General features: G+C 72.0%; 22 protein-coding genes. 10 read left to right on the plus strand and 12 right to left on the minus strand.

Annotated elements, in window-relative coordinates:
- Window positions 1-40: 40 nt before the first annotated feature.
- Genes OG439_RS16295 through OG439_RS16315 form a run of 5 tightly spaced genes read left to right on the plus strand, consistent with a single transcriptional unit; the run spans window position 41 to window position 5,858 of the window.
- Window positions 41-2,539, plus strand: a complete 2,499-nt coding sequence (locus OG439_RS16295; protein WP_326950199.1) for a type I polyketide synthase — start codon at window positions 41-43, stop codon at window positions 2,537-2,539.
- Window positions 2,512-3,366 carry a 3-hydroxyacyl-CoA dehydrogenase family protein gene (locus tag OG439_RS16300; RefSeq protein ID WP_326950200.1) on the plus strand — a complete coding sequence of 285 codons (855 nt, stop codon included), beginning with the start codon at window positions 2,512-2,514 and terminating at the stop codon, window positions 3,364-3,366. Before OG439_RS16295 ends, OG439_RS16300 begins: the two co-directional genes overlap by 28 nt.
- Window positions 3,363-3,659, plus strand: a complete 297-nt coding sequence (locus OG439_RS16305; protein ID WP_247052388.1) for an acyl carrier protein — start codon at window positions 3,363-3,365, stop codon at window positions 3,657-3,659. The genes OG439_RS16300 and OG439_RS16305 overlap by 4 nt, the downstream gene beginning before the upstream one ends.
- On the plus strand, window positions 3,652-4,785 hold the full coding sequence (locus OG439_RS16310; protein ID WP_326950201.1) for an acyl-CoA dehydrogenase family protein: 1,134 nt from the start codon (window positions 3,652-3,654) through the stop codon (window positions 4,783-4,785). Before OG439_RS16305 ends, OG439_RS16310 begins: the two co-directional genes overlap by 8 nt.
- Window positions 4,782-5,858 carry an HAD-IIIC family phosphatase gene (locus OG439_RS16315; protein WP_326950202.1) on the plus strand — a complete coding sequence of 359 codons (1,077 nt, stop codon included), beginning with the start codon at window positions 4,782-4,784 and terminating at the stop codon, window positions 5,856-5,858. Before OG439_RS16310 ends, OG439_RS16315 begins: the two co-directional genes overlap by 4 nt.
- A 174-nt stretch (window positions 5,859-6,032) precedes the next feature.
- Here OG439_RS16315 and OG439_RS16320 read toward each other — a convergent pair whose 3' ends face one another.
- From OG439_RS16320 to OG439_RS16345, 6 genes are all read right to left on the minus strand, one after another.
- Window positions 6,033-6,695 (minus strand): class I SAM-dependent methyltransferase, encoded by a 663-nt coding sequence (locus tag OG439_RS16320; protein ID WP_326950203.1) that lies wholly within the window; start codon window positions 6,693-6,695, stop codon window positions 6,033-6,035.
- A gap of 8 nt (window positions 6,696-6,703) precedes the next feature.
- Window positions 6,704-7,519: a class I SAM-dependent methyltransferase gene (locus OG439_RS16325; RefSeq protein ID WP_326950204.1), complete on the minus strand. Its 816-nt coding sequence runs from the start codon at window positions 7,517-7,519 to the stop codon at window positions 6,704-6,706.
- Window positions 7,516-9,120 carry a helix-turn-helix transcriptional regulator gene (locus tag OG439_RS16330; protein ID WP_326950205.1) on the minus strand — a complete coding sequence of 535 codons (1,605 nt, stop codon included), beginning with the start codon at window positions 9,118-9,120 and terminating at the stop codon, window positions 7,516-7,518. Before OG439_RS16330 ends, OG439_RS16325 begins: the two co-directional genes overlap by 4 nt.
- A gap of 516 nt (window positions 9,121-9,636) precedes the next feature.
- Window positions 9,637-11,103 carry an MFS transporter gene (locus OG439_RS16335; protein ID WP_326950206.1) on the minus strand — a complete coding sequence of 489 codons (1,467 nt, stop codon included), beginning with the start codon at window positions 11,101-11,103 and terminating at the stop codon, window positions 9,637-9,639.
- 264 nt (window positions 11,104-11,367) lie between these two features.
- Window positions 11,368-13,143: a S9 family peptidase gene (locus tag OG439_RS16340; RefSeq protein WP_326950207.1), complete on the minus strand. Its 1,776-nt coding sequence runs from the start codon at window positions 13,141-13,143 to the stop codon at window positions 11,368-11,370.
- Window positions 13,140-14,465 (minus strand): M20/M25/M40 family metallo-hydrolase, encoded by a 1,326-nt coding sequence (locus OG439_RS16345; RefSeq protein ID WP_326950208.1) that lies wholly within the window; start codon window positions 14,463-14,465, stop codon window positions 13,140-13,142. The genes OG439_RS16340 and OG439_RS16345 overlap by 4 nt, the downstream gene beginning before the upstream one ends.
- Window positions 14,466-14,547: 82 nt before the next feature.
- Between OG439_RS16345 and OG439_RS16350 the strand changes: the two genes are divergently transcribed.
- From OG439_RS16350 to OG439_RS16365, 4 genes are all read left to right on the plus strand, one after another.
- Window positions 14,548-15,084, plus strand: coding sequence for an ArsR/SmtB family transcription factor (locus OG439_RS16350; RefSeq protein WP_326950209.1), 537 nt, complete (start codon window positions 14,548-14,550; stop codon window positions 15,082-15,084).
- A 247-nt stretch (window positions 15,085-15,331) separates the two neighbouring features.
- Window positions 15,332-16,003 carry an NAD(P)H-binding protein gene (locus OG439_RS16355; RefSeq protein WP_326950210.1) on the plus strand — a complete coding sequence of 224 codons (672 nt, stop codon included), beginning with the start codon at window positions 15,332-15,334 and terminating at the stop codon, window positions 16,001-16,003.
- Window positions 16,004-16,053: 50 nt separating this feature from the next.
- On the plus strand, window positions 16,054-16,572 hold the full coding sequence (locus OG439_RS16360) for a flavin reductase family protein (protein ID WP_326950211.1): 519 nt from the start codon (window positions 16,054-16,056) through the stop codon (window positions 16,570-16,572).
- Between the two features lie 149 nt (window positions 16,573-16,721).
- Window positions 16,722-17,864, plus strand: coding sequence for a HEAT repeat domain-containing protein (locus tag OG439_RS16365; RefSeq protein WP_326950212.1), 1,143 nt, complete (start codon window positions 16,722-16,724; stop codon window positions 17,862-17,864).
- A 23-nt stretch (window positions 17,865-17,887) separates the two neighbouring features.
- Here OG439_RS16365 and OG439_RS50285 read toward each other — a convergent pair whose 3' ends face one another.
- Window positions 17,888-18,151, minus strand: a complete 264-nt coding sequence (locus OG439_RS50285; RefSeq protein WP_442792310.1) for an NUDIX domain-containing protein — start codon at window positions 18,149-18,151, stop codon at window positions 17,888-17,890.
- Window positions 18,152-18,562: 411 nt separating this feature from the next.
- Between OG439_RS50285 and OG439_RS16370 the strand changes: the two genes are divergently transcribed.
- Window positions 18,563-20,923 (plus strand): AfsR/SARP family transcriptional regulator, encoded by a 2,361-nt coding sequence (locus OG439_RS16370; protein ID WP_326950213.1) that lies wholly within the window; start codon window positions 18,563-18,565, stop codon window positions 20,921-20,923.
- On the opposite strand, the gene OG439_RS16375 is transcribed toward OG439_RS16370, so the two are convergent.
- The 5 genes from OG439_RS16375 to OG439_RS16395 are packed head-to-tail and all read right to left on the minus strand — an operon-like array spanning window position 20,874 to window position 26,346.
- Window positions 20,874-21,812 (minus strand): lysylphosphatidylglycerol synthase domain-containing protein, encoded by a 939-nt coding sequence (locus OG439_RS16375; protein WP_326950214.1) that lies wholly within the window; start codon window positions 21,810-21,812, stop codon window positions 20,874-20,876. The two genes, OG439_RS16370 and OG439_RS16375, sit on opposite strands and share 50 nt — an antisense overlap.
- Window positions 21,809-22,930, minus strand: a complete 1,122-nt coding sequence (locus OG439_RS16380; RefSeq protein WP_326950215.1) for an endonuclease/exonuclease/phosphatase family protein — start codon at window positions 22,928-22,930, stop codon at window positions 21,809-21,811. Before OG439_RS16380 ends, OG439_RS16375 begins: the two co-directional genes overlap by 4 nt.
- A gap of 21 nt (window positions 22,931-22,951) precedes the next feature.
- On the minus strand, window positions 22,952-23,857 hold the full coding sequence (locus OG439_RS16385; protein WP_326950217.1) for a UbiA prenyltransferase family protein: 906 nt from the start codon (window positions 23,855-23,857) through the stop codon (window positions 22,952-22,954).
- Between the two features lie 15 nt (window positions 23,858-23,872).
- Window positions 23,873-24,922 carry an NAD-dependent epimerase/dehydratase family protein gene (locus OG439_RS16390; RefSeq protein WP_247052405.1) on the minus strand — a complete coding sequence of 350 codons (1,050 nt, stop codon included), beginning with the start codon at window positions 24,920-24,922 and terminating at the stop codon, window positions 23,873-23,875.
- Window positions 24,916-26,346 carry an aspartate aminotransferase family protein gene (locus OG439_RS16395; RefSeq protein ID WP_326950218.1) on the minus strand — a complete coding sequence of 477 codons (1,431 nt, stop codon included), beginning with the start codon at window positions 26,344-26,346 and terminating at the stop codon, window positions 24,916-24,918. The genes OG439_RS16390 and OG439_RS16395 overlap by 7 nt, the downstream gene beginning before the upstream one ends.
- Window positions 26,347-26,374 lie beyond the last annotated feature (28 nt).

Consider the following 26,374-nt stretch of genomic DNA (forward strand, 5'->3'; position numbering starts at 1 on the left):
CGAGCTGTTCGACCCGGCATCGAGCCACGGGGGGCCTGCGGTGACCACCGAACCGGAAGACGGGATGGAGCCGATCGCGGTCGTCGGGCTGGCCGGGCGGGTGCCCGGAGCGGCCACCATGGCGGAGTTCTGGCGCAACCAGCGGGACGGCGTCGAGTCGGTCACCAGGTTCAGCACCCGGCAGCTGGTCGACGCCGGGTGGCCGGCGGAGATGGTGACCCACCCCGACTACGTGCCCGCCGCCGCGGTCGTCGGCGACGCCGACCAGTTCGACGCGGAGTTCTTCGGGTACACCGCGCAACAGGCGGAGCTCAGCGATCCCCAGCAGCGGCTCTTCGTCGAGTGCGTCTGGCACGCGCTCGAGGACACCGGACACGACCCGTCGCGCTTCGACGGCGCCGTCGGTGTCTACGCCGGGTGCTTCGCCAACAAGTACCTGCCGCTGAACCTCCTCGCGAACGCCCGGTTCCGGCGGTCGCTGGCGGCGTTCTCCGCCCGGCCGTACAACGACAAGGACTTCCTCGCGACGCGGGCGGCCTACCTGTGCAACCTGCGTGGCCCCGCGATGACCGTCCAGACGGCGTGTTCGACGTCGCTCGTCGCCATCCACCTCGCCTGCCAGGCGCTGCTGGGGCACGAATGCGACATGGCGCTGGCGGGCGCGGTCGCACTGCCCATTCCGCTGATCGGCGGCTATCCGCTGGTCGCGGGCGGGATCTTCGCCCGCGACGGCCACTGCCGGCCCTTCGACGCCGCCGCCGGCGGGACCATTCCCGGGTACGGCGTCACGGTCGTGGCGCTGCGCCGGCTGAGCGACGCGCTCGCGGACGGGGACCACATCCGCGCGGTGATCCGGGGTACGGCGGTCAACAACGACGGCTCGACGAAGTTCGGTTTCAGCGCGCCGAACATGCAGGCGCAGGCCGAGGTGATCGCCACCGCGCACGCGGTCGCCGGCGTCCCGTCGGAGACCATCGGCTACGTCGAGGCGCACGGCACCGGCACCCCGCTCGGCGACCCGATCGAGGTGGCCGGGCTGACCAAGGCCTTCGACACCCGCGAACGCGGGTTCTGCGCACTCGGCTCGGTGAAAGCCAACGTCGGTCACCTGGACGCGGCCGCCGGAGCGGTGGGTTTCGCCCGGGCCGTGCTGGCCCTCGAACACGGCGAGATCCCGCCCAGCATCAACTTCGAGACGCCCAACCCGGCGCTGGTACTGGACCGCACTCCGTTCTACGTGCCGACCACCGTCCGGCCCTGGCCCCGGGGCGCGACGCCGCGACGGGCCGGCGTCAGCGCGTTCGGCGTCGGCGGCACCAACGCGCACGTGGTGCTCGAGGAGGCGCCGGCGCGGCCGGACGCCGTGCCCGCACGCCGGACGCAGGTGCTCGTGCTGTCCGCGCGCACCGGGAAGGCCCTGGCGGCCGCGGCCGGCAATCTCGCCGGCCACCTGGATCGGCACGAGGACGTGGACATCGCGGACGTCGCCTACACCCTGCAGGCCGGCCGGTCCGGGTTCCCGGTCCGCCGGCACCTGGTGTGCCGCGACCGGACCGAGGCGGTCGCCGCCCTCCACACGCTGGCCGGGTCCGCGTCCGCCACCGGCGTGGTGCCCGCCCGGCAGGTGGTTTTCGTGTTGCCGGGCAGCGGCTCCTGCCACCCGGACGCCGCCGCGGAGGTCTACCGCGATGAGCCGGTGTTCGCCGAGCAGGTGGACCGCTGCGCCGAACTGGCACGGCCACGGCTCGGGTACGACCTGCGCCGGCTGCTCTTACCGTCCACAGTGGACGGTCCGGACGACCCGGGCGGCGGGGCGGCAGCGGCCTTCGCCCTGCAGTGGTCCCTCGCGCGGCTGTGGCAGTCGTGGGGCGTCGAGCCCGCCGCGATGATCGGCGTGGGTGACGGAGAGTACGTGGCGGCCTGCCTGGCCGGAGTGCTGGACCTGGCGGACGCCGTCGACGTCACCATCGCTGGTGCCGGGATCCGCTCCCGCGCCGGCGCGGGCGGGGTGCCCGACCTGCCCGCGGCCGAGTTCGCCGGCGAGGTGGCGGGCTACGAGCTCAAACCGCCGCAGGTGCCCTACATCTCCGGCGCGACCGGAACCTGGATCGGCCCGGAGGAGGCCGTGGAGCCCGCCTACTGGGCCCGCCACCTCCGCGGACCGGACCGGTTCGCCGACGGCCTGCGGGAGCTGGCCGGCGAGCGCGGCCGGATCCTGCTCGAACTGGGAACAGGCACCGTGCTGACCGAAGCCGTTGCGCGGCAGGGGATCACGGAGCTGGTGGCCCTGTCCGCACTGCCACCCGCGGACACGGGCCGGTCCGGTCCGGCCCACCTGCTCGACACCGTCGGCAGGCTGTGGCAGTCCACTGTGGACATCAACTGGGACGCCGTGCACGGCACGGCGCGACCGCGGCGGGTGTCGCTGCCGGGCTACCCGTTCCAGCGGCGCCGCTACTGGATCGGGCCCGACACCGGCAGCTACGAGCCCCTGGGACTGGAGGAGGCGTCATGGACGAGCCGCTCGTTGCCATCGTAGGAGCCGGGGTCATGGGCACCGGGATCTCGACGCTCGTCGTCGGGCACGGCCTGCCCGTGGTGCTGGTGGACGTCGACGAGGGCGTGCTGGAGCGCGCCCGCGCGGCGTCCGCCACCGGGCTGCGGCACGCCCAGCTGACGGGGGCGCTGCCGGCCGGGCGCGCCCCGGGGCAGCTGCGCACGACACTTTCGCTGGGCGACGCCGCGGACGCGACGGTGATCATCGAGGCGGTCACCGAGCTGCCCGAGAAGAAGGCGGAGGTGCTCGCCGGCCTCGCGGCCCTGGTCCGGCCCGGGACTCCCCTGATCTCCAACACCTCCGGCATCCCCATCGACGAGATGGCGGCGTGGGTGCCCCGACCGGAGGACCTCATCGGGACGCACTTCATGAACCCCGCTTACCTCATCGCGATGGTCGAGGTGATCCGCGGCCCGCAGACCGCAGACCGGACCGTCGAGTCGGTGCTGGCGCTGCTGACCCGGCTCGGGCGGCGGGCGGTGGTGGTCAACGACGCACCCGGTTTCGTGACGAGCCGGCTCCTGCACCCGATGATCAACGACGCCGCGCAGGTGATCGGGGCCGGCACCGCCACCGTCGAGGAGGTGGACACCCTGATGCAGGGCTGCCTCGGTCATCCGACGGGTCCCCTGCGCACCGCGGACCTGATCGGCATCGACAACCTCGTCGACGCCCTGAACGCGCTGCACGCCCGGACCGGGGACGAGCGGTGCCGCCCCAGCAAGGTTCTCCTGGACAAAGTCCGGCTGGGTGAGCTCGGCCGGAAAAGCGGCCGTGGCTTCTACGTCTACAGTGAGGCAAAGTCATGAATTCGGAGCAGCAAACCGAAAAGGCGACCTTCGACACGGACGCCGTCATCGACGAGATCAGCAGGTTCGTGGCCGAGCAGACCGGGACCCGGCCCGAGGCGGACCAGGACCTCTTCGCCACCGGGGTGGCCAACTCCATGTTCGCCATGCAGCTGGTGGTGTTCCTGGAACAGGCCTACTCCGTGACGGTGGCCGGACCGGACCTGCAGCTGTTCAACTTCCTCACGGTCAAGAGCATGGCCGCGCTGACCGCCCGGCTCCGGGCGGAGTCCGCCGCAGGCTGCGATGTCTGACGGGCTTCCCCCCGGCCACGCGGACACCTGGCGCTTCGTCGAGGAGAACGCCGGCGCCTGGGACATCGCGGGCGAGATCCCGCGCACCGTCCTGAGTGGACTCGGTGCGGCCGGCTTCCTCTGCGCGGAGGTGGCGAAGGACCACGGCGGCCTCGGCATGCTCGGCCAGGAGAGCGGGGAGCTGACCGCGTACGCCGGGAGCCTGTGCAGTTCCGTGCGCAGCGTGATGACCTCGCAGGGAATGGCGGCGTGGATGGTGCAGCGCCTGGGCACCCGCGAACAACGGGCCCGGTTCCTGCCGCAGCTGACCGGCGGCCGGCTCGCGGCCGTCGCCTTCAGCGAACCCGAGGCCGGCAGCGACCTCGGGGCGATGACCGCCGAACTGCGGTTCACCGGCGACACCGTGGTCGTCGACGGCCACAAGACGTGGATCACCGCCGCGACGTACGCCGACCTGATCGTCGTCGTCGCGAAGGCCGGTGGCGACGCGGCGGCGGTCGTCGTGCCGGCGGACGCCGAGGGGGTCCGGATCGAGAAGATCCCGCACCCCCTCGGCTGTCGCGCGGCCGGGCACGCGCACGTCCGGCTGGACGGCGTCCGGGTGCCGGCCGCGAACGTCCTCGGCGGCACCGGGCTGTCGTTGCCGTTCCTGATCACGACGGCACTGTCCTACGGCCGGATGTCGGTGGCGTGGGGCTGCGCCGGCATCCTGCGCGGCTGCCTCCGCGCGGTGACCGGGCACGCGAAAGCCCGGCGGCAGTTCGGCAAGCCCATCGCGGAGCACCAGCTGGTGTCCCGGATGGTCGCCGACCTCTACACCGCGGAGCAGGTCGCCACCGCCGTGTGCCGGCACGCCGCCGAGTGCTGGGAGTCGGGCTCGCCCGACCAGGTGATCGCCACCGTCCTCGCGAAGCACGTGAGCGCGACCGAGGCCGTGCGCGGAACCGCGTCGGCCGTGCAGATCATGGCCTCGGCGGGCGCGTCGGACGGCCACGTGGTCGCCCGCGGCTACCGGGACGCCAAGTTGATGGAAATCATCGAGGGAAGCAGTGAGATCTGCCGGCTCGAGCTCGCCAGGCACGCCCTCGCGGCCGGGACCGGTCCGGTACGGCGGGAGGCGCAGTGAGCGAACCGATCACCACGGTCAAGTGTGTCGTCTGGGACCTGGACAACACGCTGTGGAAGGGCACCCTGCTCGAGGACGACGACGTGGTCATCGCCGACCACGTCCGCGACACCATCACCGGTCTCGACTCCCGCGGCATCCTGCAGGCCGTCGCCAGCAAGAACGACCACGGCCCGGCCTGGGAGCGCCTCGAAGCCCTCGGCGTCGCCGAGTACTTCGTGCTCGCCAAGATCGGCTGGGGCCCGAAGTCGTCGTCGGTGCGCGCGATCGCCGACGAGCTGAAGTTCGCCCACCACACGATCGCCTTCGTCGACGACCAGCCGGCGGAGCGCGCGGAGGTCGGGTTTCACCTGCCGGAGGTGCGCTGCTACCCGGCCGAGTCGATTTCCGGTCTGCTGGACCTGCCCGAGTACACGCCGGCCACGGTGACGACCGACTCGCGCCGGCGTCGCGAGATGTACCGGTCGAACGTGCGCCGCCAGGCCGAGCAGGAGTCGTTCGCCGGGCCGTCGGAGGCGTTCCTGCGCTCGCTGGAGCTGGTGATGGAGATCGGCCGCGCCACGGCGGACGATCTGTCCCGGATGGAGGAGCTGACGCTGCGGACGAGCCAGATGAACGCGACCGGCGTCCACTACTCCGACGCCGATCTGCGTGCCCTTCTGGACGATCCGCGCCACGAGGTCCTGGCGGTGACGATGAGCGACCGCTTCGGCTCGCACGGCGCGGTCGGTGTCGCGCTGCTGGAGAAGGACCCGGCGGTGTGGCACCTGAAGCTCCTGGCCACCTCGTGCCGGGTGGTGTCCTTCGGAGCGGGGGCGACCGTGCTGAACTGGCTGGTGGACGAGGCGGCGACGGCCGGCGCGCACCTGGTCGCGGACTTCCGGCCGACGGCCCGGAACCGGATCATGGACGTCGCGTACCGGTTCGCCGGGTTCACCGACGAGCCCTGCGCCTGCCACGCCGGACTGCCGGCACCGGACAGCGCGGAAACGCGACGCCTGCACCTCACTCCGAGCCCGCGCCCGGCACCCACCACCCTGCACCTGACCGCGTTGCGGCTGGCCACGGCCTGATCCGCGGCCCCGTCAGCACACCGCGCCAGCGACGGAACCGGCCGCTGTCCCCCTGGGGGCAGCGGCCGGTTCGTTTCGGCCTGGCGGGCGAGCCGCCGCGACCCGCGAGTCCGAGGGGACAACGCACCGCGGCCGGCGCCCCGTCGAGGGCGCCGGCCGCGGCCGATCGAGCTGTCACCTCTTGCGGGCGAGGGTGATCCCGTCGGCCATCGTGAGCATCGCGATGTCCACCCGCGGATCGTCGCGCAGAGCCGAGTTGAGCGCCCGGACCGCGACGGTGTCCGGGTCCCGGACGGCCGGGTCGACCACCCGGCCGAAGAAGAGCGTGTTGTCGATGACGATCAGCCCTTCCCGTCGCACCAGGCCGAGCGCTGCCTCGTAGTACGTCCCGTAGCCGGCTTTGTCCGCGTCGATGAACACGAGGTCGAACCGCTCGTCACCGCCCTCTTCCGCGAGGGTGACCAGCGTCTTCGCCGCGTCGCCGATGCGGACCTCGATGCGCTCGGCGACTCCGGCGCGCTGCCAGTAGTCGGCGCCGATCGCGGGCCACCGGCCGTCGAGGTCGAGGGTGACGACGACGCCGTCCGGCGGCAGCGCCCGCGCCATGCACAACGTGCTGTAGCCGGTGAAAGTCCCGATCTCCAGCACCGACCTGGCCCCGGACAAGCCGACCAGCAGCGCCAGCAGCTGGCCCTCCTCGGCCATCACCTGCATGGCCGGGCCGCCCGGCAGGCCCGCGGTCACCGCCCGGAGCTCGGCCAGCAGCGGGTCCTCCCGCAGGGACACCGCGCGGACGTACTCGTGGATTTCCGGGGTCGCCACGATCTGTTCTGCCATGCCGCGGCTCACTTCCTCGCGACGCAGGCGAACGACAGCGGGATCGGGTCACCCGAAATCCGCCAGTTGTGGTCCCCGTCGGACTCCATCAGCGGGAGCCGCTGCCGCGCGTCGTAGGGGACTTCGCGGAGGTGTTCGATGGTCAGGCCGGCGTCGATGAGGGCGTTCACCACCTCCTCCACGGTCCACCGCCAGCCGTAGATGGAGTGCTTCTCCACGTCCACCGCGTCGTCGATCTTGTCGGCGTAGCTCTTGGACATCTCGTGGTGCACCTGCCGGGACCGGAAAAGCGAGCGGGCCACCCGGAGTTCGCCGTCGACGTCGTCGAAGAGGTTGAGGATCGGGTGGATCTCCACGATCGTGAGGGTGCCGCCCGGCTTGACGAAGTTCGCCGCCACCTCGGCCCAACGGGGGATGTCGGGCAGGAACGAGAGGGTGCCGTACCCGGTGAACACCATGTCGAACTGCCCGTCGAGCACCTGGGGCAGGTCGTAGAGGTTCGCCTGGACGAACTTCGCGTCGAGGTCCAGCTCGCCGGCGAGGCCGTTCGCGATGTCGATCGCCTCGTCCGAGATGTCGGTGCCGGTCACCTGCGCACCCAGCCGGGCGAGCGAGAGCGAGTTGACGCCGATGTGGCACTGCAGTTCCAGCAGGGACCGGCCGCGGACGTCGCCCAGCTCCTCCCGTTCCAGCTTGCGCAGCATGTTGTGGCCCTGCTTGAACTTTTCCACGTCGTAGTACGACGACTGCAGGTGCGCCCGCGCGCGCAGGTTGAAGCCCTCCTGGTTGGCCGAGATCTTGTCGAGGTCGCTCATCGTGGTCATCGGTGGTTCCCTTCGGCGTGGACGGGTCGGTGTGGACGGTCGCCGGCCACCAGTGGGGCCAGCTCCCGGCGGCTGGTCACCCCCAGCTTCTGGTAGGCCCGGCCCAGGTAGTTGTCGACGGTGCGGGCGGACAGTCCCAGCCGGTGCCCGATGGCGGGGCTGGTGAACCCGCCGGCGGCCAGCAGCGCGACGTCCCGCTCGCGCCGGGTGAGCCCGGCCAGCCGGGCCGTGAGCCGCAGCAGCGGGGTGGCCGCGTCCGGGCGCGCGACGCCTCCGGCGGGCGCGGCGGCCTGCCGCAGCGCGGCCGCGGCGGTGGCGGTCTCCGCGGCGAACAGGTCCATCCCGAGTTCGGTGAACTTCGCCGTGGCGACGTCCAGGGCCCCGGGATCGGACCGGGCCAGCGCGGCCGCGGCGCTCGCCATCACCGGCACGAGCGGCCCCTGCACCACGTCGGCGAGCTCGGCGAGGCGATGCCGTACGGCGTTCGGATCGCCGAGCCGGGACACGTCGTAGCGGGCCATGGCTTCCACGGCGTACTGCCCCGAAGCCATGGCGACGTCGGCTGCCGTGCGCGCCTGCCGGGCGGCGAGCGTGGTGTCACCGCCCGCCGCGGTGATCCACGCCCGGCTCAGGGTCAGCCACGGGACGAACATGCGGCACCCGGGTGCCGCATCGGCGAGCTGCCGGGTCTGCTCGGCGCCGGCCAGGTCACCGGACACGGCGCGGGCCACGGCGAGCTCGGCCAGGCACGGCGCCAGCAGCGGACCCGAGCTGCCACCGTCGAACAGGTGCGACGCGGTCTCGAGATCGGCGATGGCGGCCGTCAGGTCGCCCCGGGTCTTGGCGGCCGCGCCGCGCAGAGCCAGCCAGCCACCGGCCACCGCGACGCTTCCGGCGGCCACCGCGTCCCGGTACCCGTCGTCGGCCATCCGGTGCGCCTGCCGCACCTGTCCGGCGAGCAGCAACACGAAGCAGTGCGCGTAACCGATCTCGGCGGGCCGGGGCCGGCCCCGGCCGGGCCGGGTGGCGGCCGCGAGCGCTTGGCCGAACCGGCCGGCCAGGCCGGCCGCGACGACCACGGTGATCACCGCCGGCGGGATCGCCTCGTCGGGTACCGGCCGGTCGGCCAGTACGTTCTCCCCCGCGGCCAGTGCCGCGCGGGTGCGGCCGTCCAGCAGCAGCAAGCCGGCCCGGTGCGCCGCGGTCACCGGGCTGCCGACGTCGCGCAGCACGCGGTGCGCGGCCTCGACGTCGCCCGCTCCCCAGTACTTGATCGCCGCCGCGGTCACGGCCCAGCGGGTGCGGCGGGCCAGCGGGGCATCGCCGGCCGGCTGGCGGGGCAGCACCTCCTCGGCGTACTCGTACAACCCTTGCCGCACCAGCACCTCGGCCATGAGCTGGCCGACCGGGGTGCTGCCGCCCAGGCGGTGGTTCGCCGAGGTCGCCGCCGCCTTGGCCAGGTCGAGGTGCACCTTGACCAGCACTCGCTGTCCCTCGGGGAGCAGCCGGCTCCGCCGCGGCACCGTGTCGAGCGAACCTGCCGGCAGGACCGCGGCCGCGGAGGGCTCCAGGACGTCGCCGTACTCCGGACCCGCCGTCACGAGGCCCGTCCGGCCGGTGCGGGCCTGTCGGCGGGGTCTCCGCCGGTGCGCTTTTCTCCAGTACCGCGGGCGAGTGCCGGAAAGCGCGCATCTGCCGCTACGGATGAATGCGTTTCGGAGATACGACATTCGGCCGATTCATTCGCCGGAAAAATATGTCTTGGAAATCGACGGCAGAGCAAAGAACCCCCCAGGGTCGTCAGCTGAATAATATTCGCACCGAGCGTGCCGCTTAAAGGGTCCGCAAGGGACAGCGTCCGGAATTGATCTTTCGATATTCGATCAACGAACCCCCCATGGCTCCGCCACCTTCGAACAGATTTCCAGCATAAACAGGGAATATATGCAATGTCAACCAATTGTGCCGCCCGTCAAACGGCCGGTACCGGACGACATCCGGATCGTTTCGATCAAACGATCGGATTCCGCTGCTCACGCTCATGCACAAGCAAAAAGGTGATTCCACCTCGTGGGAGCACGAGGCGGAATCACCCTTTTGCGGTTCGAGCCGTGCGGTCAGACGGCCGGATTCAGGTCAACCTGTTTCTCGGGTTCGGCCACCGGAGCCGCCGGCGGCCGCCGGAAGTTCAGCGTGACCAGCACGATGAGCAGAATGCCCGCCACGGTGACCCACATGGTGGTGCGCAGCCCGTCGGCGGTGGCGACGCGCAACGCCTCACCGGTCAGCCCCTCGTGCCCGGCGTTCAGGACCGCCACCAGAACGGCGAGCCCGACCGCGGCGCCGACCTGCTGGCCGGTCGAGGCGATCCCCGAGGCGATGCCCTGGTTCTCTTCCGCGACACCGGTGGTCGCCGCCGCGTACATCGCGGTGAAGATGGTGCCCTGGCCGATGCTCAGGACGAACACCCCCGGCACCAGCGCCAGGTACGAACCGGTCGCCGAAATGGTGACCGCGAAGGCCGCGGTGCCGATGGCCCCGGTGATCAGCGCGATGATCAGCGTGGTGCGCGCCCCGAGCCGGGTGACCAGCTTCCCGCCGGACAGGTTGCCGATCAGCACGCCCACACACGGCGTGAGGAAGGCGATCCCGCTCAGCGTCGCGTTGTAACCGAGCACCGACTGGAAGTAGACGGTGTAGAAGTAGGGCAGTGCACCGAACGTCCCCATGAACACGAAGACGACGACGGTACCCGTACTCAGGTTCCGGTTGCGCAACAGGCGAAGCGGCAGCAGCGGGTCGTGGCCGCGACCCTCGATGACGAGGAACCCGGCGAGCACGATCACCGCGATGGCCCCGCCGATCAGGATCGGCGGCGAGGTCCAGCCCGACACCGGTCCCTGGACGAGGGTGAACACCAGCAGCGTCGCCCCCACGGTCGCGGTCAGCGCGCCGGGCAGGTCGAACTTGCGCCGGGCGCCCTGCCGGTCGGCGTCCTTCGGGATGATGAAGAAGGTGAGCAGCATGGCACCACCGGCGAGCGGGACGTTGGCGAAGAAGATCGACGCCCAGCCGAAGGCGCCGGTCAGCACGCCGCCGAGCAGCGAACCGAGGATCATGCCGCTGCCGCCGGCACCGCCCCAGATCGCCAGCGCCCGGTTGCGCTCCGGTCCTTCGGCAAAGGTGGTGGTGACCAGGGAAAGCGTTGCCGGGGCGAGGAAAGCGCCACCGATCCCCTGCACAGCACGCGCCACGATCAGGACCGTCGGGTCGCTCGCGAGCCCGCCGGCGAGCGAGGAAACCGCGTAGAGGAACAGCCCGAAGGCGAACACCCGGCGGCGGCCGAACAGGTCGGCCGCACGGCCGCCGAGCAGCAGGAAGCCGCCGAAGGCGACGGCGTAGGCGCTGACGACCCACTGGAGGGTGTGCGCGGAGAAGCCGACACCGGAACCGATGTCGGGCAGCGCCACGAAAACGATGCTGTAGTCGATGGCGTAAATGCACTGGGCGAAAGCCAGCAGGGCCAGGATCCAGCCGAGGCGTCGGCGGGACGGCGTCTCGGCGCCGGCGACAGCAGGAGGCATTTTCTGTGCCTATCCTTTCTGGGGGTGGGTTCTTCGGGCCGAGCTGGTCGACGAATTTTCGGAAAGCGTGAGGTCAAGAATTGTCCCAAGTGGACAGTGCCGCTACAATGGGAAAGAGAACCCGCGCCGTTGCGGATCATGGGCCCGCCGGCATCCGGCGGGCAGGGGCAACACAGTGCCGCGTTCTATTCTCGCACTCCGGCGGTCACGGGCGCCAGGTGTTTTCGGTGTTCGCTTGACCCCCTCGGTCGTATTCGGTGCCGGCTATCGGTGTCCGGCCGTCGTTTTCACCTCGGCCGGGTGCGGCTCGAGGTGGTCGCGGAACCATTGCACGACCGCGGCGTCGAGCTCGTCCCGTTCCGCCCGGTCGTCCGGGAGATGGCCGCGGGAAAGGCGTATGAATCGCACGGTCTTGCCCAGCCCGGTCAGCGTCTCGTACAACCGCTCGGTGCCGTTGATGCCGACAGTGGTGTCGTTCACCGCGTGGGCCAGCAGCAGCGGCGCCCGGACTTCGGCCGCGTGGGTGAGCGGGCTCGCCGTCCGCAGCCTCGCCAGATCCGCCGGATCACCGACGTCCCCGATCCACTCCACGACCCGCCGGCTCCACGTCGGCGGCAGGGACCGGACGTCCTCTTCGAGGTCGGCCGGCCCGCAGATCGCGACACCGGCCCGCCAGTACTCCGGCAGCCTGGTCAGGCAGCTGAGCGCCGCGAACCCGCCGTAGGAGATCCCGTGGACACCGAGCCGGTCGCCGTCCACCCCGTCGAGGCTCCGGAGAAAACCCGCGGCGGCTTCGAAATCGGCCAGGTCACCGCCGCCCCAGTCGCGGTAGATCAGCCGCTGGTAGGCCAGCCCCCGCCCGGTCGACCCCCGTACGTTCGGCGTCAGCACGGCGATTCCGGCTCGCACCAGCCGCTGGATCAGCGGGTCGTGGACCGGCAGCGCGGCCCATTCCGGACCGCCGTGGATGCTGAGCACCGCGGGAACGGGACCGGCCACCGGACGCGGGCGGTACAGCAGCCCGGATATCTCGAGCCCGCCGGTTCCGGTGAACCGGACCGTTTCCGGCGCGACGAGGTCGTCCGGCAGCCCGTCGCCGAAGCCGGTGAGCGGGCGCGTCTCGCCGGAAGTCGGGTCCACCAGCAGGAATTCGGTCGCCCGGTCGCCGGCACCGACCTGGGCGAGCAGCCGGTCTCCGGCGAACCGCGGCACGTAGCCGTCGTAGCCGAACGGCTGGGAGGCGAATCCGGGCAGTTCGACCGCGGTCTCCGACGTGCACAGGATCGTGCACTGGTCCTGCGGCAGGGCCCAGACGACCTGCGGGCCCACGATCACGTTCTCCACGTCGGCGTCCGGCGTGGCGATCCACTCCAGCGCCCGGCCCGGGACGAGCAGGGCGGCCCCGAGGAAGTCGCGGCCCTCCGTGGTGCACAGGTAGATGCCGTCCTCGTTCCACCCACCCGGCTGGTACTTCGCCGGGCCCTCGTGCGGGGTGAGGTGCCGGATCCGGCCGGTCTCGAGATCGCAGGTGAACAGGTCGTGGTCGGTGTTCTGGTGGAACCGCAAGACGAGCAGGTACCGGGAGTCCGGCGAGAAGAACATCGGCACGTAGCGGTCGTCGCCCTCGAGGACCATCCTGGTCTCGCCGGTCGTCAGGTCCCGCACGTAGACGTCCAGGCAGGTGACGTCACGCGCGCTGGTCGCGTAGGCGAGCAGCCGGCCGTCCGGGCTGTACGGACGGCTCGAGCTCGAATACGGCACGCCGATCTCGCGCCGGACACCGGGTTCCGCGGCCAGCCACTCCACCTCGCCGGTGCCGGGATCGAGCTCGGCCAGCCGGTAGTCCTGGCCGCCGGTCACGTCCGTCACGACCAGCAGGCGCGACTCGTCCGGCCGCCACGCCAGCCGGGTGACCGCGCCGTCGATCGGGAACATCCGCCGCTCCCCCGCCCAGGTCTGGAACCACGGCTGCGGCCGGCCGGATTCGTCGCCGACGTAAGCGAAGCCGTCTTTCGCCGGCCACGCACCCCAGACGGTCATGAGTGCGCCGCCAGCGCGAGCTGGATCGTCGCCGCGGTGACGATCCCCCGGTGGAACAAGTCGAGGTCGAGGTTCTCGTCGGGGGCGTGGTTGGCCTCGTCGGCGTTGGCCATGGGCACGCCGTAGCAGGGAACGGCGAGCCCGTCGCCGAGCACCGCGATCGGCAGGCTGCCCCCGATCGAGGGAAGCAGCAGCGGCCGCTGCCCGTGCGCGTCCTCGATCGCCTGGACGATCGTTCCGGTGTAAGGGGTTTCGGGCAACGTGGTGGACGGGGCCACGGCCGCGTCGGGCACGAATTCGACGTCGGGAGCGTACTTCTCGACGTGCCGCCGGATGGCCTCGGCGACCTGGGCCGGGGTCTGACCGCCGACCAGCCGGGCCTCGCACCGGGCGACGGCGACGTCCGGGATCACCGCGCGGTGGTCCCCGGAGTCCTCGCAGCTCAACGAGTTCACGGTCAGCGTCGGCACCGCCAGGCGTTCGTGGAAGCCCAAGCCGGCCGGCGGCTCCATCCCCGTCACCCCGATCGCTTCGAGTGTTCCGGCCAGGTCCACCGGGAGATCGGTCAGCGCGGCACGCTGGCCGTCGCTCAACGGCGCGACGTCGTCGGCGAACCCGGCGACGGTCACGACCCCGTCCGCCGTCCGCATGGTGGCCAGCAGCTGCACCAGCGCCCACGCGGGGTTCGGCGCGACGCCGCCCCAGTGCCCCGAGTGCAACGGCCGGTTCGCGCCCCGCGCACGCAGCTCGAACATGAGGATTCCGCGCATCCCGAGGACCACGCAGGCCCGGCCCGAGTCGTGCACCGGCCCGTCGCTCCAGATCACCAGATCGGGCCGGCCGACCTGGCGGACGGCCGCAGCGAGGTTGGGGCTGCCGATCTCCTCTTCGCCGTCGAGCAGCACCGTGACCCGGCAGGGGTATCCGCCGGTGAGGTCCCGCAGGGCACGCAACCCCAGCAGCTGCGCGAGGTTCTGTCCCTTGTTGTCGCCGGTGCCGCGCCCGTACATCCGGCCGTCACGGATCGACGGCACGAACGGCGGCGTCGTCCACAGTTCGAGCGGGCCGGGCGGCTGCACGTCGTAGTGGCCGTAGATCAGCACGTGTGGCCCGGGTCCGTCCGCCGTCCCGATCAGCGCGGGCCAGCCACCGGTCTCGGCTTCGCGCGCCTCCAGACCGGACGCGCGGAGCAGCCGGAGACCGTGTGCCGCGGCCTCGGCCATGCCCTCGCCGGTCCGGCTCACGCTCGGCCGGGAGATCCAGTCCGCCAGCTCGGCGACCAGGTCCCGGTCGTTCACCCACGCCCTGAGCTGCTCGATCACCGGACCTCCAACTGATTGCAGAAACTGATATCGATGTTAGTCAAGCAAACTGGTGACGGCTTGGCAAGGTACAGTGCAGTCCGTGGAAGCGACTGTCGAAGAACTCAAGGCGCTCGGACACCCGGTCCGCTGGCGCATCCTGCGGCTGTGCCTGAACCGCTCGCTGACCAACAAGCAGCTGTCGGTCGAGCTCGACCTCGCTCCCGCGACCACGCTGCGGCACATCCGCGCCCTGGTGAAGACGAACTTCCTGGCCGCCGAACCGGTGTGCACCGGGGAGAACGGCGCACTGCAGCGGCCCTACCGCGCGACCGCGCGCACCTGGGGCCTGACGATCATGCCCGACGACGCCGGCCTGGGCCAGCAGGTGGACCTGGCCGTGCTCGGCGCCCACCGCGCCGAACTGATCGCCGCCGGAAAGGACTCCGGCCGCGGCGCCAAGCGGGGCGTCCTCCGGTTGCGACCGGAGTCCGTCGATTCGCTCCGCCGCCGGATGCAGGAACTGATCGCCGAGTACACCGACGAACCCGACGGCGAACCGCTGAGCTACCTGTGGTCGCTCGCCGCCCAGGCGCAACTCGACCACGCCCCACGGAAGAGTGACGACAACGCCGATTGACCGATGGGCGTGCCCGATGGTTGACTGATTTCGTTCCGCCACCGGACGAAGACGACTGTCGGTCGCGGCCACTCTCACTTGGCACAGCACAGGTTCCGCGGCCGTCACCCGCGCCGCAGGATCCGATGGCGTGGGCCGCCGAGCATTTTCGGCAGCCCCGGGCTCGAAGACGACGACAATGGGAAGAATTGAAGGAAGATCTTCCGGGTTCGTTTCCCGGCAGGCCTTCCGCAAGAAAGGGCATGGAATGAAGATTGTCATCGCCGGCGGCCACGGCAAGATCGCCCTGCGATTGACTCGGCAGCTCGCCGGCCGCGGCGACTCGGTCCTGGGCATCGTGCGCAATCCCCGGCACGTCGCCGACGTCGAACGGGCCGGCGGGGAAGCCGTCGTGCTCGACCTCGAGCACGCCACTGTGGACGAGGTGGCCGCCACCCTGGCCGGCGCGGACGTCGCCGTCTTCTCGGCCGGCTCGGGCAACGCCGCCACCGCCGCGCGCCGCGACCGGATGGACCGGGCCGCCGTGGTGCTGGTCATGGACGCGGCGGAACAGGCTGGTGTGCGGCGGTTCCTGCACGTCAGCTCGATCAACGTGGGCTGTGCCGACGACCCCGGCATCGGCGAGGGGTATGCCGTCTACCTGCAGGCCAAGCGCGCCGCCGAACAGCACATCTTCGATCGCGACAAGCTCGACTGGACGGTCCTGCGGCCCGGCGTGCTCGCCGACGGCGACGGCGACGGCACCGCCGAACTCACCGCCGGGAACCCGATCGCGCCGAAGCGCGCCCGGTTCGACCAGGTCGCCCGGGAAGACGTCGCCGCCGTGCTCGTGGAGCTCATCGACCGGCCCGGCACCGCCGGCCGGATCTACGTGGTGGTCGGCGGCGATACCCCCATCGAGAAGGCGATCGACGTCTAGCGCGAAGCTGCCGGCGACCTGCCGCGCAGCCGAGTCCTGGGGAGGCTTCCGTGATCACCGTCCACTCGATCGACGACCGGGCAACGGTTCTGCGCAAGGCATTCGCGTGCTTTCCCAGCGGCGTGACGGCCCTGTGCGCATTGTCCGGCGGCGAACCGGCCGGGATGGCCGTCAGCTCGTTCACCTCGGTGTCCTTGGACCCCGCGCTGTTGTCGGTGTGCGTGCGGAACGCCTCGGCCACCTGGCCGGCCCTGCGAGCCTCTCCGCGCCTCGGTCTCAGCGTCCTGGGCGAGCACCAGGCCGCGGTGGGCCGCAGGCTCGCCGCGAAGACCGGCGACCGGTTCGCCGGCGTGGACTGGCAGGCGAGCGACGACGGTGCCCTGTTCGTCCTCGGCGCCTCGGCCTGGTTCGACTGTTCGATCCAGGCCGAGGTGCCGGCCGGCGACCACACGGTCGTGTTCCTGGAAGTCCACGGGCTGCACGCGGACCCCGACGTCCCACCACTGGTCTTCCACGGCAGCCGGTTCCGCCGCCTCGAAACCGACGAGCTCGCGGTGGGGGCGTCATGAGCGCCGATCGTTGGGGCGAATCTCGTTGGTGCGGCCGGTCATACTGAAAGTCATGCAAGCCGGAAGAATGGCCGACGGCACGCATTGACCCGCACAAGGCGCTCTGCCAGCACGCGCACACGGTTCTGTCCGACCCCGCCCCCACCGTCGTGCAGGCCGCCCTGGAAGGCCTCACCGCACAGTCGTCGGACGAGGTGTTCGACCAGCTGGTCACGCTGCTGAACGAGACGGACCTCGACCGGGCCTGGATCAGCCGCTACGCCGCCCAGCGCATCGCCGAGACCAGCGACCCGAGACGGCTGGACGTCCTGGCCGACGCACTGGGCCAGGTACATCCCAGCGCCGCACACGACATCACCCGCGCACTGAGCCGGGTCGGTGACCCGCGGATCGCGCCGGTGCTGATCGAGCACCTCCGCCACCGCCGCCCGGGCCGCTTCGCGGCCGCGGAAGTCCTCGGCAACCTGCGCGTCACCGAGGCCACCGGCCCGCTCATCGACATCCTGCGCGAATCCGGCGCCGGCGCGTTGCCCGTGGTGGAAGCGCTGGGCAAGCTCGAAGCACTGGAGGCCGCGCCGGCGATCGTCTCGCTGCTCGACCACAGTTCGCCCGACGTTCGCACGAGCGCCCTGCTGGCGCTGAACCGGATCGGCGGGCCGCTGGCGACTCCCGCCGGCCTCAAGGCCACCGACGACGTCAACCCCGTCGTCCGGGCCCGGGCCTTCCGCGTACTGGCCAAGCACGGCGATCACCGCGCGCTCGGCCGGTTGGCCGCCGCCTGCGACGGCCGGCACGTCCACACCGCCCTCACCGGCCTGGTCCGCCTGGCCGACGACTCGCTCGCGCCCACCTTGGTACGGGTCCTGCTGACCACCGGTGAACGGCGTGTCCGCAAGCTTGCCGGACAGATTCTCGCTCGCATCGACACGGGGCACTACCTGCCCGGCCACGATCCCGACCCGCTCGTCCGCCGCGTCATCGTCTGGGTCATCGGCCAACGAGCCGACCCGGCCTACATGTGGACGCTGACCAATGCGCTCAAGGACGAGGACGAGGACGAGCTGGTCCGATCCCGCGCCGCCGCGGCACTCGGGCGGATCACCCACGAGAAGGCGCTCCCGCTGCTGACCGAGGCACTACGCGACCCCAGGCCACGCGTCCGGGCCAACGCCGCGACAGCGCTGGGCCAAACCGCCCCTGACGGCCTGCATTCCCTCCTCGCCGACGCCCTGGCCGACCCGCACCTGGCGGTCCAGTCCGCCGCCGCGGCACTGCGAGCGACCGCTCACTGACTTGTCCTCTGTGGATGGTCAACTCAGTTCGCCCGCCGTCCGATTATCCTCGATGCGGTCGCCCAGGTGGCAATGTTGGATCTGGCCGTAGCGTCCCTTTTGGACGGTTGCCGACTGCGCCTCTTCCGCCGGCACCCTCGGCATTCGTGTCGAACAATGGTGACCTCCGCCGGCAGGCCGGTCTCCTCGGTGATCTCCCGCGCGACGCACTGCTCCGGGGGTTTCGCCGGGCTCGATCCGGCCCCTGGCGGCTCCCCTCCGTCACGTCGGTACCGCCGAAAGCGCATTCCGCGGCACCCGTCGTCGAACGTGGAATGCGATTCACGCAGTCACGTGTCCGGTACTGGCCACCCCCGGCAGGCTCACCGTCGACGACCAGCCCGGCTGGCGGATGCGCCGCATCGGCAGTCGTACCAACGCATTCCCGCGGCCGTGGCAGCACTGACCGGAATCGCCTCGGTTAAAACTGCTCCTTTTCGGTGAACAATTTTACGTCCTTCCGCGATGCCCGGGCGATTGCCGTCGAAATCCTCGACTTCCCGGCGAATGCGCACGTCCGCGCAGCCCCGGTGTCCTGTCGGACAGAAATTCACAAAGCAGCCACCGCGGGCTACGATCGCTTGACTGGGGTGGTTGTCCGAGCATGTCCGTTATCTCACTCGTCGTTTTGGCCGGCCACCGGAATGGGGGAATTTGTCATGCTCTTCCACGTCTTGGGCCCGCTCGAAGTCTCCGGTTCGCGCAAGCCGGTGAGCCTGAGCGCCGGCCGCCAGCAGGTCGTCCTCGCCGTCCTGCTGCTGGAGGCCAACCGTCTGGTCCCGGTGCACCGGCTGGTCGACGCCGTGTGGTCGGACGCGCCGCCGTCCACCGCGCGCGGGCAGATCCACACCTGCGTGTCCGGGTTGCGCCGCCGGTTCGAGACGGCGGGGCTGGGCGGGCGCATCGGCACGCGGCGGCCGGGTTACCTGCTGCGGGTCTCCGACGACGAACTCGACCTGCACCGGTTCGACCGGCTCGTCGCCGAGGGGCGCACGGCCGCCGCCGCGGGCCGCCCGGCCGAGGCGGCGCAACGGTTCCGGAGCGCGCTCGGGCTCTGGCGCGGCGACGCCCCGTTGAGCGGTATCGAAAGCGACCTCCTGCGCGCGGCCGTCACGAGCCTGACCGAGCGCCGGCTGAGCGTCATCGAGGAGTGCCACGCCGTCGAACTCGCCCAGGGCCGCCACCACGAACTGGTCGATCAGCTGCTGCCACTGGCGGAACGCCATCCCCTGCGCGAACAGCTGCACCACCAGCTGATGCTGGCGCTGCACCGCTGCCGGCGGCCCGGCGACGCGCTCGCCGCCTACCGCGCCATCCGCCGGAGGTTCGTCGCCGAGCTCGGCATCGAGCCGAGCGGCGCGCTGCGCGACCTGCACGACTCGATCCTGCGCAACGACACCGCCCTGGATCCCCCGCCCGCGCCGCGGGCCGCCGCCGTCCCCGCGGCCGCGGCGCCGATGGTCCCCCGCATGCTGCCGGCCGGCAACCCGTACCTGACCGGCCGCGACGACGTCGTCACCACGGTCGCCGGTCTGCTCCGCGGCAGCGGAACGGGCGGGGTGGCCACGGCGGTGCTCGCCGGCCGCGCCGGGGTCGGGAAGACCGCGCTGGCCGTGCACATCGCGCACCGGGTCGCGCCCGGGTTCCCCGACGGCCAGCTCTACGCGCGGCTGGACGACGAGCACGGCGAGCCGGTCCGGCCCGAGGCCGTGCTCGAACGGCTGCTGCGGGTGCTCGGCGTGCCCGCGGCGGCCGGGAGCCGCGACGAGCTGGCCGCGCGGCTGCGCAGCGCGCTCGCGGGACGGCGGATCCTCGTGGTGCTCGACGGCGCCGTCGACGAAGCGCAGGTGCTGTCCCTGCTGCCCGGCTCCGCCACCTGCGGCGTGCTCGTGACCAGCCGGCACCGGCTCACCGGGCTGTCCGGCGCGAAAGTGGTCGAGCTGGCGGAGCTCACCATCCAGCACGCCACCGAACTGCTCATCCACCTGCTGGGCATCGCCCGCGTCTCCGCCGAGCCCGCCGCCACGTTCGACCTGATCGAACTGTGCGGCGGGCTGCCCCTCGCGTTGCGCATCGCCGGTGAGCGGCTGGCCGCGCGGCCGCACTGGAGCATCGCGGAGCTGACCGAGCGCCTCGGCGACGGGCAGCGGCACCTCGACGAGCTGAGCCACGGGCCGCTCGACGTCCGCCCCGGCATCGCCACCGCCTGTGCCCGGGTGGGCCCGTCCGCGCAGCGGCTGTTCCGCCTGCTCACCCTGGTCGACGGGGAGCACTTCCCGACGTGGGTCGCCGGGCCGCTGCTCGGCGACCCGGGCCGGGCGGCGGGCGACGACCTGGAGGCGCTGGTCGACGCCCAGCTCGTCGCCGTCGACCGCCGATCCGGGCCCGGTACCCACTACCGGATCCCGAAGCTGCTGCGCAGCTACGCCCGCGAACTGCTCGTCCGCAAGGAAACCCCGGCGACCCGGGCGGCCGCCTCGAGCCGGCTGCTCGGGGCCTGGCTGCACCTGGCCGAACAGGCGCACAGCCGCGCGGTGGGCCACTCGGTCCCCGTGCTGCACGGCGACGCCGAGCGGTGGCCGCTGCCCGTGCCGCTCGCCGATCAGCTGCTCCGCCACCCGCTGGAGTGGTTCGAGACGGAGCGCGCCGGCGTGGTCCGCGCCGTCGGGCAGGCCGCCGACCTCGGTTCCGCCGAGCTGTGCTGGGACCTCGCGGTCACGCTGGCCGGGCTGATGCGGGCTCGCGATCACCTGGAGGACTGGCGCGAGACGCACACCACCGCGCTCACCGCCTGCCGCCAGGCCGGCGACCGCCGCGGCGAGGCCGTCATCCTGTACTCCCTGGGGACGCTCGACATGGTCGAGCAACGCTACGACGAGGCGTCCGGCCGGCTGGCCCTGGCCTTGCGCGCGTTCGAAGAAATCGGTGACGACAAGGGGCGGACGCTGTGCCTGCGCGGTGTCGCGTTCCTCAGCCGGGTCGGGTCGGAGCCGCTGCTCGGCGGGCGTGCCACGCGCTGAGCAGCAGGCCGCCCGCGCACAGCAGTTCCGCGACGACCAGGCAGACCCGGCTCCCGATCGCCGCGACGGTCGCCGCGGGCACCGGCAGCACCGACCCCAGCGCGGCGATGATCACCAGCTCCCGCACGCCCGCGCCGTCGGGGAGCACCAGGGTCAGCGCCCCGGCGGCCGACGCGAAGGCGTACCCCCCGACCGCGGCCGCCAGCGCCGGCCCGGGCGACGCGCCCAGCGCGAACGCGAGCAACCACAGGTGCAGGCCGCCCACGAGCCACGCGGCGGTCTGCACCAGCACCGCCTGGCGCAGCCGGCGCGGCTCCGGCCGGTCCGCCAGCGGAGCGCGCCGGAGCAGCCGGGCCGCCCGATCGGTCAGGCGCAGCACGGTTTCCGGCCGCCACAGCACGTACGCGCCGAGCAGCAGCGGCACCACCAGCCAGGGCCAGGACGCGCCCAGCACCAGCGGCGCGGCCAGCAGGCCGACCGCCGTCGCCGAGAGCAGGTTGATCACGGCGACCAGCAGGTAGGCGGCGACGACCCGGCCCGCGTCGACGCCGGTCCGGCGGCCGGTGTGGGCCGCGGCCAGTGCCTGCCACCACGGCCCGGGCAGGTACGTGCCGGCGATCGCCGCGAAGCAGATCCGGGCCCCGGTGGCGAACCCCAGCGGGCTGCCGAGGGACGCCAGCACCCGCCGCCAGGTCTGCACGCCCAGCAGCAGCCACGCGGCGAGCGCGAGCAGCGCCAGCACCAGGCACCACTTCGCGGCGGGCCGGGCGAGCAGTCCGGCGATCTCCGTGCCGTGCCCGGCGACGACGGTGGCCGCGCCCACCGCGACGGCCGAGAGGAACGCCACCACCAGGACCTTGCGCAGCACGGCGCGGACCGGGCCGGTCATCGCGCGGACCCGCACGGCAGGGACACGGTCAGGTCCTGGGCCTGGTGGTCGGACAGCCGCGGGTTCGGCCGGAACGCGTACCGCGCGACGTCCACCTCGCCCCGGGTGAACACCCAGTCGAGCCGCCACAGCCGGGGCATCCCCCATCCCGTGTCCGCCAGCGGGAACGACGACGGCAGCGGGGCGCCCTCGGTGAGGTCCCGGGCTTCGACGCCGTCGCCGAGCGGGATGAGGCTGCCCATCCACGGCGAGTTGAAGTCGCCCGCCACGAGCAGGGGGTTGCGGTTGCCCGCCAGGTCCGCGCGCAGGGCGCCCAGCTCGGTCTCGACGCGGTCGTACTGCCCGTGCGCGAACGAGTAGAACCGGCCGGTGAACGGGCTGAGCCGGGTGTCCACCGGCTGCGGCAGGTGCACGTTGTACAGCGAGAACACGCACCCGCCGACCCGGACGTCGGTGCGCTGCGCCTTGTTGCCGTGCCAGTACCAGGAGTCGGGCTCCGGGCCGTCGCGCCGCGGGTGCGTCCCCACGACCGGCAGCCGCGACAGCGTGACCAGCTCGCCCTCGACGTTCACCTGGTAACCCGGGAACCGGGCGCGCAGCGTGGGTTCGTCGTCGAGCCGGACGGGCCCGTTGTTCCAGTGCAGGTGCTCGCCGAGCAGGTAGACGTCGGCGTTCTGCTGCTTCAGGTACGCGTAGAACGCGTCCGTGCCGTCGCCGCCGCGGAAGTCCTTGTACCCGGTCCCGGACTCCCAGTAGCCGGTGTTCCAGCTGAAGATCCGCAGCACCGGCGCACCCGGCCGCGGCGCGGTACCCGGGCCGGCCCCGCCGAACCCGGCCAGCGGGGTGCCCGCCACCAGCACGGCGACGAGCACCAACGCCGTCCACCGCGGCCGCGGCCGGACGGACGCGGCGAGGAGCAGCAACAGCAGCGGGACGACGAACAACAGCAGCGGCGGAACGGGTTCGACGAACATCCACAGCCACCAGCGCCCGGTGAGCAGCACGTGCGCGGCGAAGAACAGCACCCACGCCGCGGTGGCGGCCCGGAGCGTGCGGCTCAGCCGCCGCCGTGGCGGTGCGGGGGTTTCGGTGTCCACAGGGGACACGACTTCGGTCATGTCGGCACCTCGCGTGAGTCGTTACGGGGACAGGAGACCGGCGGCGGCCAGCGCCACCACGCTCAGCACGCCGCTGCCGAGCAGCACCCGGTCGCGCAGCAGCCCGCGGGCCGGATCCGCGCCGCCGCCCTGCACGAGCACCACGTGCAGGTAGCGGCACAGCCCGAACAGCACCGGCAGCAGGACCGCGGCCAGCACCAGGTCGGCCCGCGCACCCCAGCGTTCGTGGGCGAAGAACAGGAACACCACGACGGTGAGCCCGGCGGCGAGCACGAGCAGCTGGTCGAGGAAGGCGGCCGAATAACCGCGCAGCACCGGGCGGCGCAGCGCTTCGGGCAGGTCCAGCTCGCGCCGCCGCTTGCCCAGCACGGGCAGGAAGCAGAGCAGGAACACGCACAGCAGCAACCAGCCCGACGGCCGTACGCCCGTGGCCAGGTACCCGGCCAGCACGCGCAGCGCGAACCCGGCGGCGACCGCGAACACCTCGGCCACCGGCACGTGCTTGAGCCATCGGCTGTAGGCGGCGTTCAGCGCGACGTACGCGCCGAGCGGCGCGAACAGCACCGGCAGCGTGACCGCGGTGGCGACCACGAGGACCACGAACAGTGTGGCCCCGAGGGCCACCGCGGCCCGCACCGGTACCCGCCCGGCCGCGATCGGCCGGTGCCGTTTCGCCGGGTGGGCCCGGTCGTACCCGGCGTCGGCGACGTCGTTGCCGACGTAGACGACCGCGGAGGCGAGGACGAACAGCCCCACCGCCCCGGCCAGCGCCGCCGGCCGGGGCCACGTCCACGCCGCCGGGTGCAGCAGGACCAGCGGGACGACGAGCAGGCTCTTGGGCCACTGCCCCGGCCGGACCAGCGTGAAGAGATCCCGCAGGGCGGTTCGCGAACGAACCGCCACCGCGCGCGATTGCAGGGAGTACATCCGGCCCCTCCCCCGTCAGAAGAAGACCTTGGCGAGTTTCAACGCGCCCTGCCGCCAGGGCTCACGGCTGGTCACGCCCTGCGCCACCGGCGTCTGGACGCGGTTGGACCGCCACCACGTGAAAGCTTCGAGCAGAGCCTCGGAGTTCGACAGCCGCGGCACGAACCCGAGGCGGCGCGCGGCCTTCTCGGTGCTGACGAACGAATCGTCGAGCAACTTGTGCAGCAGCCGGCCGTAGACCGGCGACAGCTTCCAGCGTTCGAGCAGCCCGAGCACCGCGACCGCGGGCCGCGCCGGGATCGGCACGACGTGCTTGCCGTGCCCGGCCGCGTCGAGCACGGCCTGGAAGTCCTGCCGGATCGTGCCGAAGCGGTCCGCCGCGATGTTGTAGGTGTCGTCGGCGATCTCGCGCGGCGCCACCAGCGCGGTGACCACGGCCGTGACGAGGTCGTCCAGGCCCAGCATCTGGATGCGGACGTCGCCGCGGCCGAGCACCGGGAAGTGCCGCCCTTCCGCCGCCCATTCGAACAGCATCGCGAACAGGCCCATCCGGCCCGTGCCCACGAACGTCTTGGGTCGCAGGACGGTCAGGCACAGCCCGTCGGCGCGCAGCCGCCCGGCGAGCTCCTCGGCCTCGGCCTTCGCCGCGCCGTAGGTGTCGACCGGCTCGCACGGGTGGCTTTCGGGCGTCGGCACCGTCTTGGGCAGGCCGTAGACCGACGTCGACGAGATGTGCACGGCCCGCGTGACGCCCGCGGAAACCGCCGTCCCCAGCACGTTCCGCGCGCCGCCGACGATGATCGAGCGGATCTCGTCGGCCGGGTAGCTCGGCAGCGCCGCGGCGCAGTGCACCACGGCGTCGGCGCCGGTCATCGCGTCGGCGATCACCCGGGGATCCCGGACGTCGCCGATGTGGTGGCGCAGCCCGGGCGCGGCCGGGATGTCACGCAGGTCGACGCTGTGCACGCGGCAGCCCTCGTCGAGCAGCCGCTGGACCAGGCGCGAGCCCAGCACTCCGGCGGCGCCGGTGACGACGACGGTCGCGGGCAGGTTGGAAGTCACCACAGCCGGCTCACCTTCTCCTGGACGAAACGGGTCAGCAAACGGGACATGCCTTGGTCCAGCACGGCGTCGAGGGCGTCGAGGAAGCGCTCGACGTCGGCGTCGGCGGTCACGAGCGGCGGGCTCACCACGAGCGGGCTCCGGCCGTTGAGCGTGTAGTAGGTGTAGATGTCGTGGTCGCGGTAGAGCGCGTCGATCACCGCGCACGTGATGAGCTTGGTCCGCAGCAACGGGTCCTTCGCCAGGGAAACGGGCGCCAGCTTGCCGATCAGGTCGAGCAGCTTCGGCCCGCCGGAGAGGAACACGCCGTGCAGCGCGCCGGCGCCGCGGACGTCGGCGACCTCGTCCGGGTGCGCCTTCCGGATCCGCTCGAGCCCGGGACCGAGCAGGTCCCCGAGGTGGCGCGCGCGGGCCGGGAAGTCGTCGGTCACCGCGATCTCGACGGCTTCCAGCGCGGTCACGGCCTCTTCGCCGAAGCCGTAGTAGGTCGTGCTCGTGCTCTGCAGCAGGGCGTCCCGCATGCTGTCGTAGGCCTTGCGGAACACCGGTTCGCGCGCCACGAACGCCGAGATCGAGGACTTGCCGCCACCGAACGATTTCGACGTCGTCACGACGTCCGGCACGAGCCCGGGGTGGCGCATGAAGTAGAACATCGAGCCGGTCTTGCCCCAGCCGGTGTAGATCTCGTCGAAGATCAGGATGATGTCCTCGGCCGTGCACAGCTCCCGGAGCCCGTGCAGGAACTCCGCGGAACAGTGGTTCATCGTCGACGCGCTGAACGGCTCGATGAGGAGCGCGTAGACGTCGCAGCCACCACCGGGCCGCCGGGCCGCGGCGATCGCGTCGCGCACGGAGTCGAGGTCGCCGTAGCGGAACGTGCCGATGCCGGGGATGGTCGGGAAGGCGAACTGGTCCGGCGCGCCGCCGGTGAGCCCGCCCGAGCCGAGCAGCTTGCCGTGGAAGGCGATGTCCGCGCGCAGCACGCGGCCCCGCTTGCCGCGGTGGTACTTGTAGGCGAGCTTCACCGCGCCTTCCACCGCCTCGGCGCCGGAGTTGGGGAAGAACGACATGCTCAGGTCGGCCGGCAGGACCTGGGCGATGTTGTGGCCGAGCGCCGCCAGGTACGGCGAGAAGTAGGTCTTGTGCACCTCCATCCGGGACTGGTCTTGGAAGCGCTTCCGCGCGGCCACGATCCGGGGGTGGTTGTGCCCGTGGTTGAGCACGCCCACCCCGCCGGTGAAGTCGAGGACGGTGCGCCCGTCCCGGGTGTGCAGGTGGGCGCCCTCGGCGCGGTCGACCAGCTCGCGGCCGAAACCGAACGACGTCATCAGCTTGACCTGCGACTTGTTGACGTACTTGCGATAGAGCTCGTGGACCTCGCCGACGTCGAGCCGTTCGGCCTGCTCCAGGGTGATCAGGTGCGGCATCGATCCCTCCCAGTCGGATTGCGTCAGG

Source organism: Amycolatopsis sp. NBC_01307, from assembly GCF_035975215.1.
GTDB lineage: Bacteria > Actinomycetota > Actinomycetes > Mycobacteriales > Pseudonocardiaceae > Amycolatopsis.

What these genes read in the sequence shown, in the direction of transcription:
- OG439_RS16300 (WP_326950200.1), top strand. Translation starts at nt 2,512, where the DNA reads ATGGACGAGCCGCTCGTTGCCATCGTAGGAGCCGGGGTCATGGGCACC.
- OG439_RS16305 (WP_247052388.1), top strand. Translation starts at nt 3,363, where the DNA reads ATGAATTCGGAGCAGCAAACCGAAAAGGCGACCTTCGACACGGACGCC.
- OG439_RS16310 (WP_326950201.1), top strand. Translation starts at nt 3,652, where the DNA reads ATGTCTGACGGGCTTCCCCCCGGCCACGCGGACACCTGGCGCTTCGTC.
- OG439_RS16320 (WP_326950203.1), bottom strand. Translation starts at nt 6,695, where the DNA reads ATGGCAGAACAGATCGTGGCGACCCCGGAAATCCACGAGTACGTCCGC.
- OG439_RS16325 (WP_326950204.1), bottom strand. Translation starts at nt 7,519, where the DNA reads ATGACCACGATGAGCGACCTCGACAAGATCTCGGCCAACCAGGAGGGC.
- OG439_RS16335 (WP_326950206.1), bottom strand. Translation starts at nt 11,103, where the DNA reads ATGCCTCCTGCTGTCGCCGGCGCCGAGACGCCGTCCCGCCGACGCCTC.
- OG439_RS16340 (WP_326950207.1), bottom strand. Translation starts at nt 13,143, where the DNA reads ATGACCGTCTGGGGTGCGTGGCCGGCGAAAGACGGCTTCGCTTACGTC.
- OG439_RS16355 (WP_326950210.1), top strand. Translation starts at nt 15,332, where the DNA reads ATGAAGATTGTCATCGCCGGCGGCCACGGCAAGATCGCCCTGCGATTG.
- OG439_RS50285 (WP_442792310.1), bottom strand. Translation starts at nt 18,151, where the DNA reads ATGCGCTTTCGGCGGTACCGACGTGACGGAGGGGAGCCGCCAGGGGCC.
- OG439_RS16370 (WP_326950213.1), top strand. Translation starts at nt 18,563, where the DNA reads ATGCTCTTCCACGTCTTGGGCCCGCTCGAAGTCTCCGGTTCGCGCAAG.
- OG439_RS16375 (WP_326950214.1), bottom strand. Translation starts at nt 21,812, where the DNA reads ATGACCGGCCCGGTCCGCGCCGTGCTGCGCAAGGTCCTGGTGGTGGCG.
- OG439_RS16380 (WP_326950215.1), bottom strand. Translation starts at nt 22,930, where the DNA reads ATGACCGAAGTCGTGTCCCCTGTGGACACCGAAACCCCCGCACCGCCA.
- OG439_RS16385 (WP_326950217.1), bottom strand. Translation starts at nt 23,857, where the DNA reads ATGTACTCCCTGCAATCGCGCGCGGTGGCGGTTCGTTCGCGAACCGCC.
- OG439_RS16395 (WP_326950218.1), bottom strand. Translation starts at nt 26,346, where the DNA reads ATGCCGCACCTGATCACCCTGGAGCAGGCCGAACGGCTCGACGTCGGC.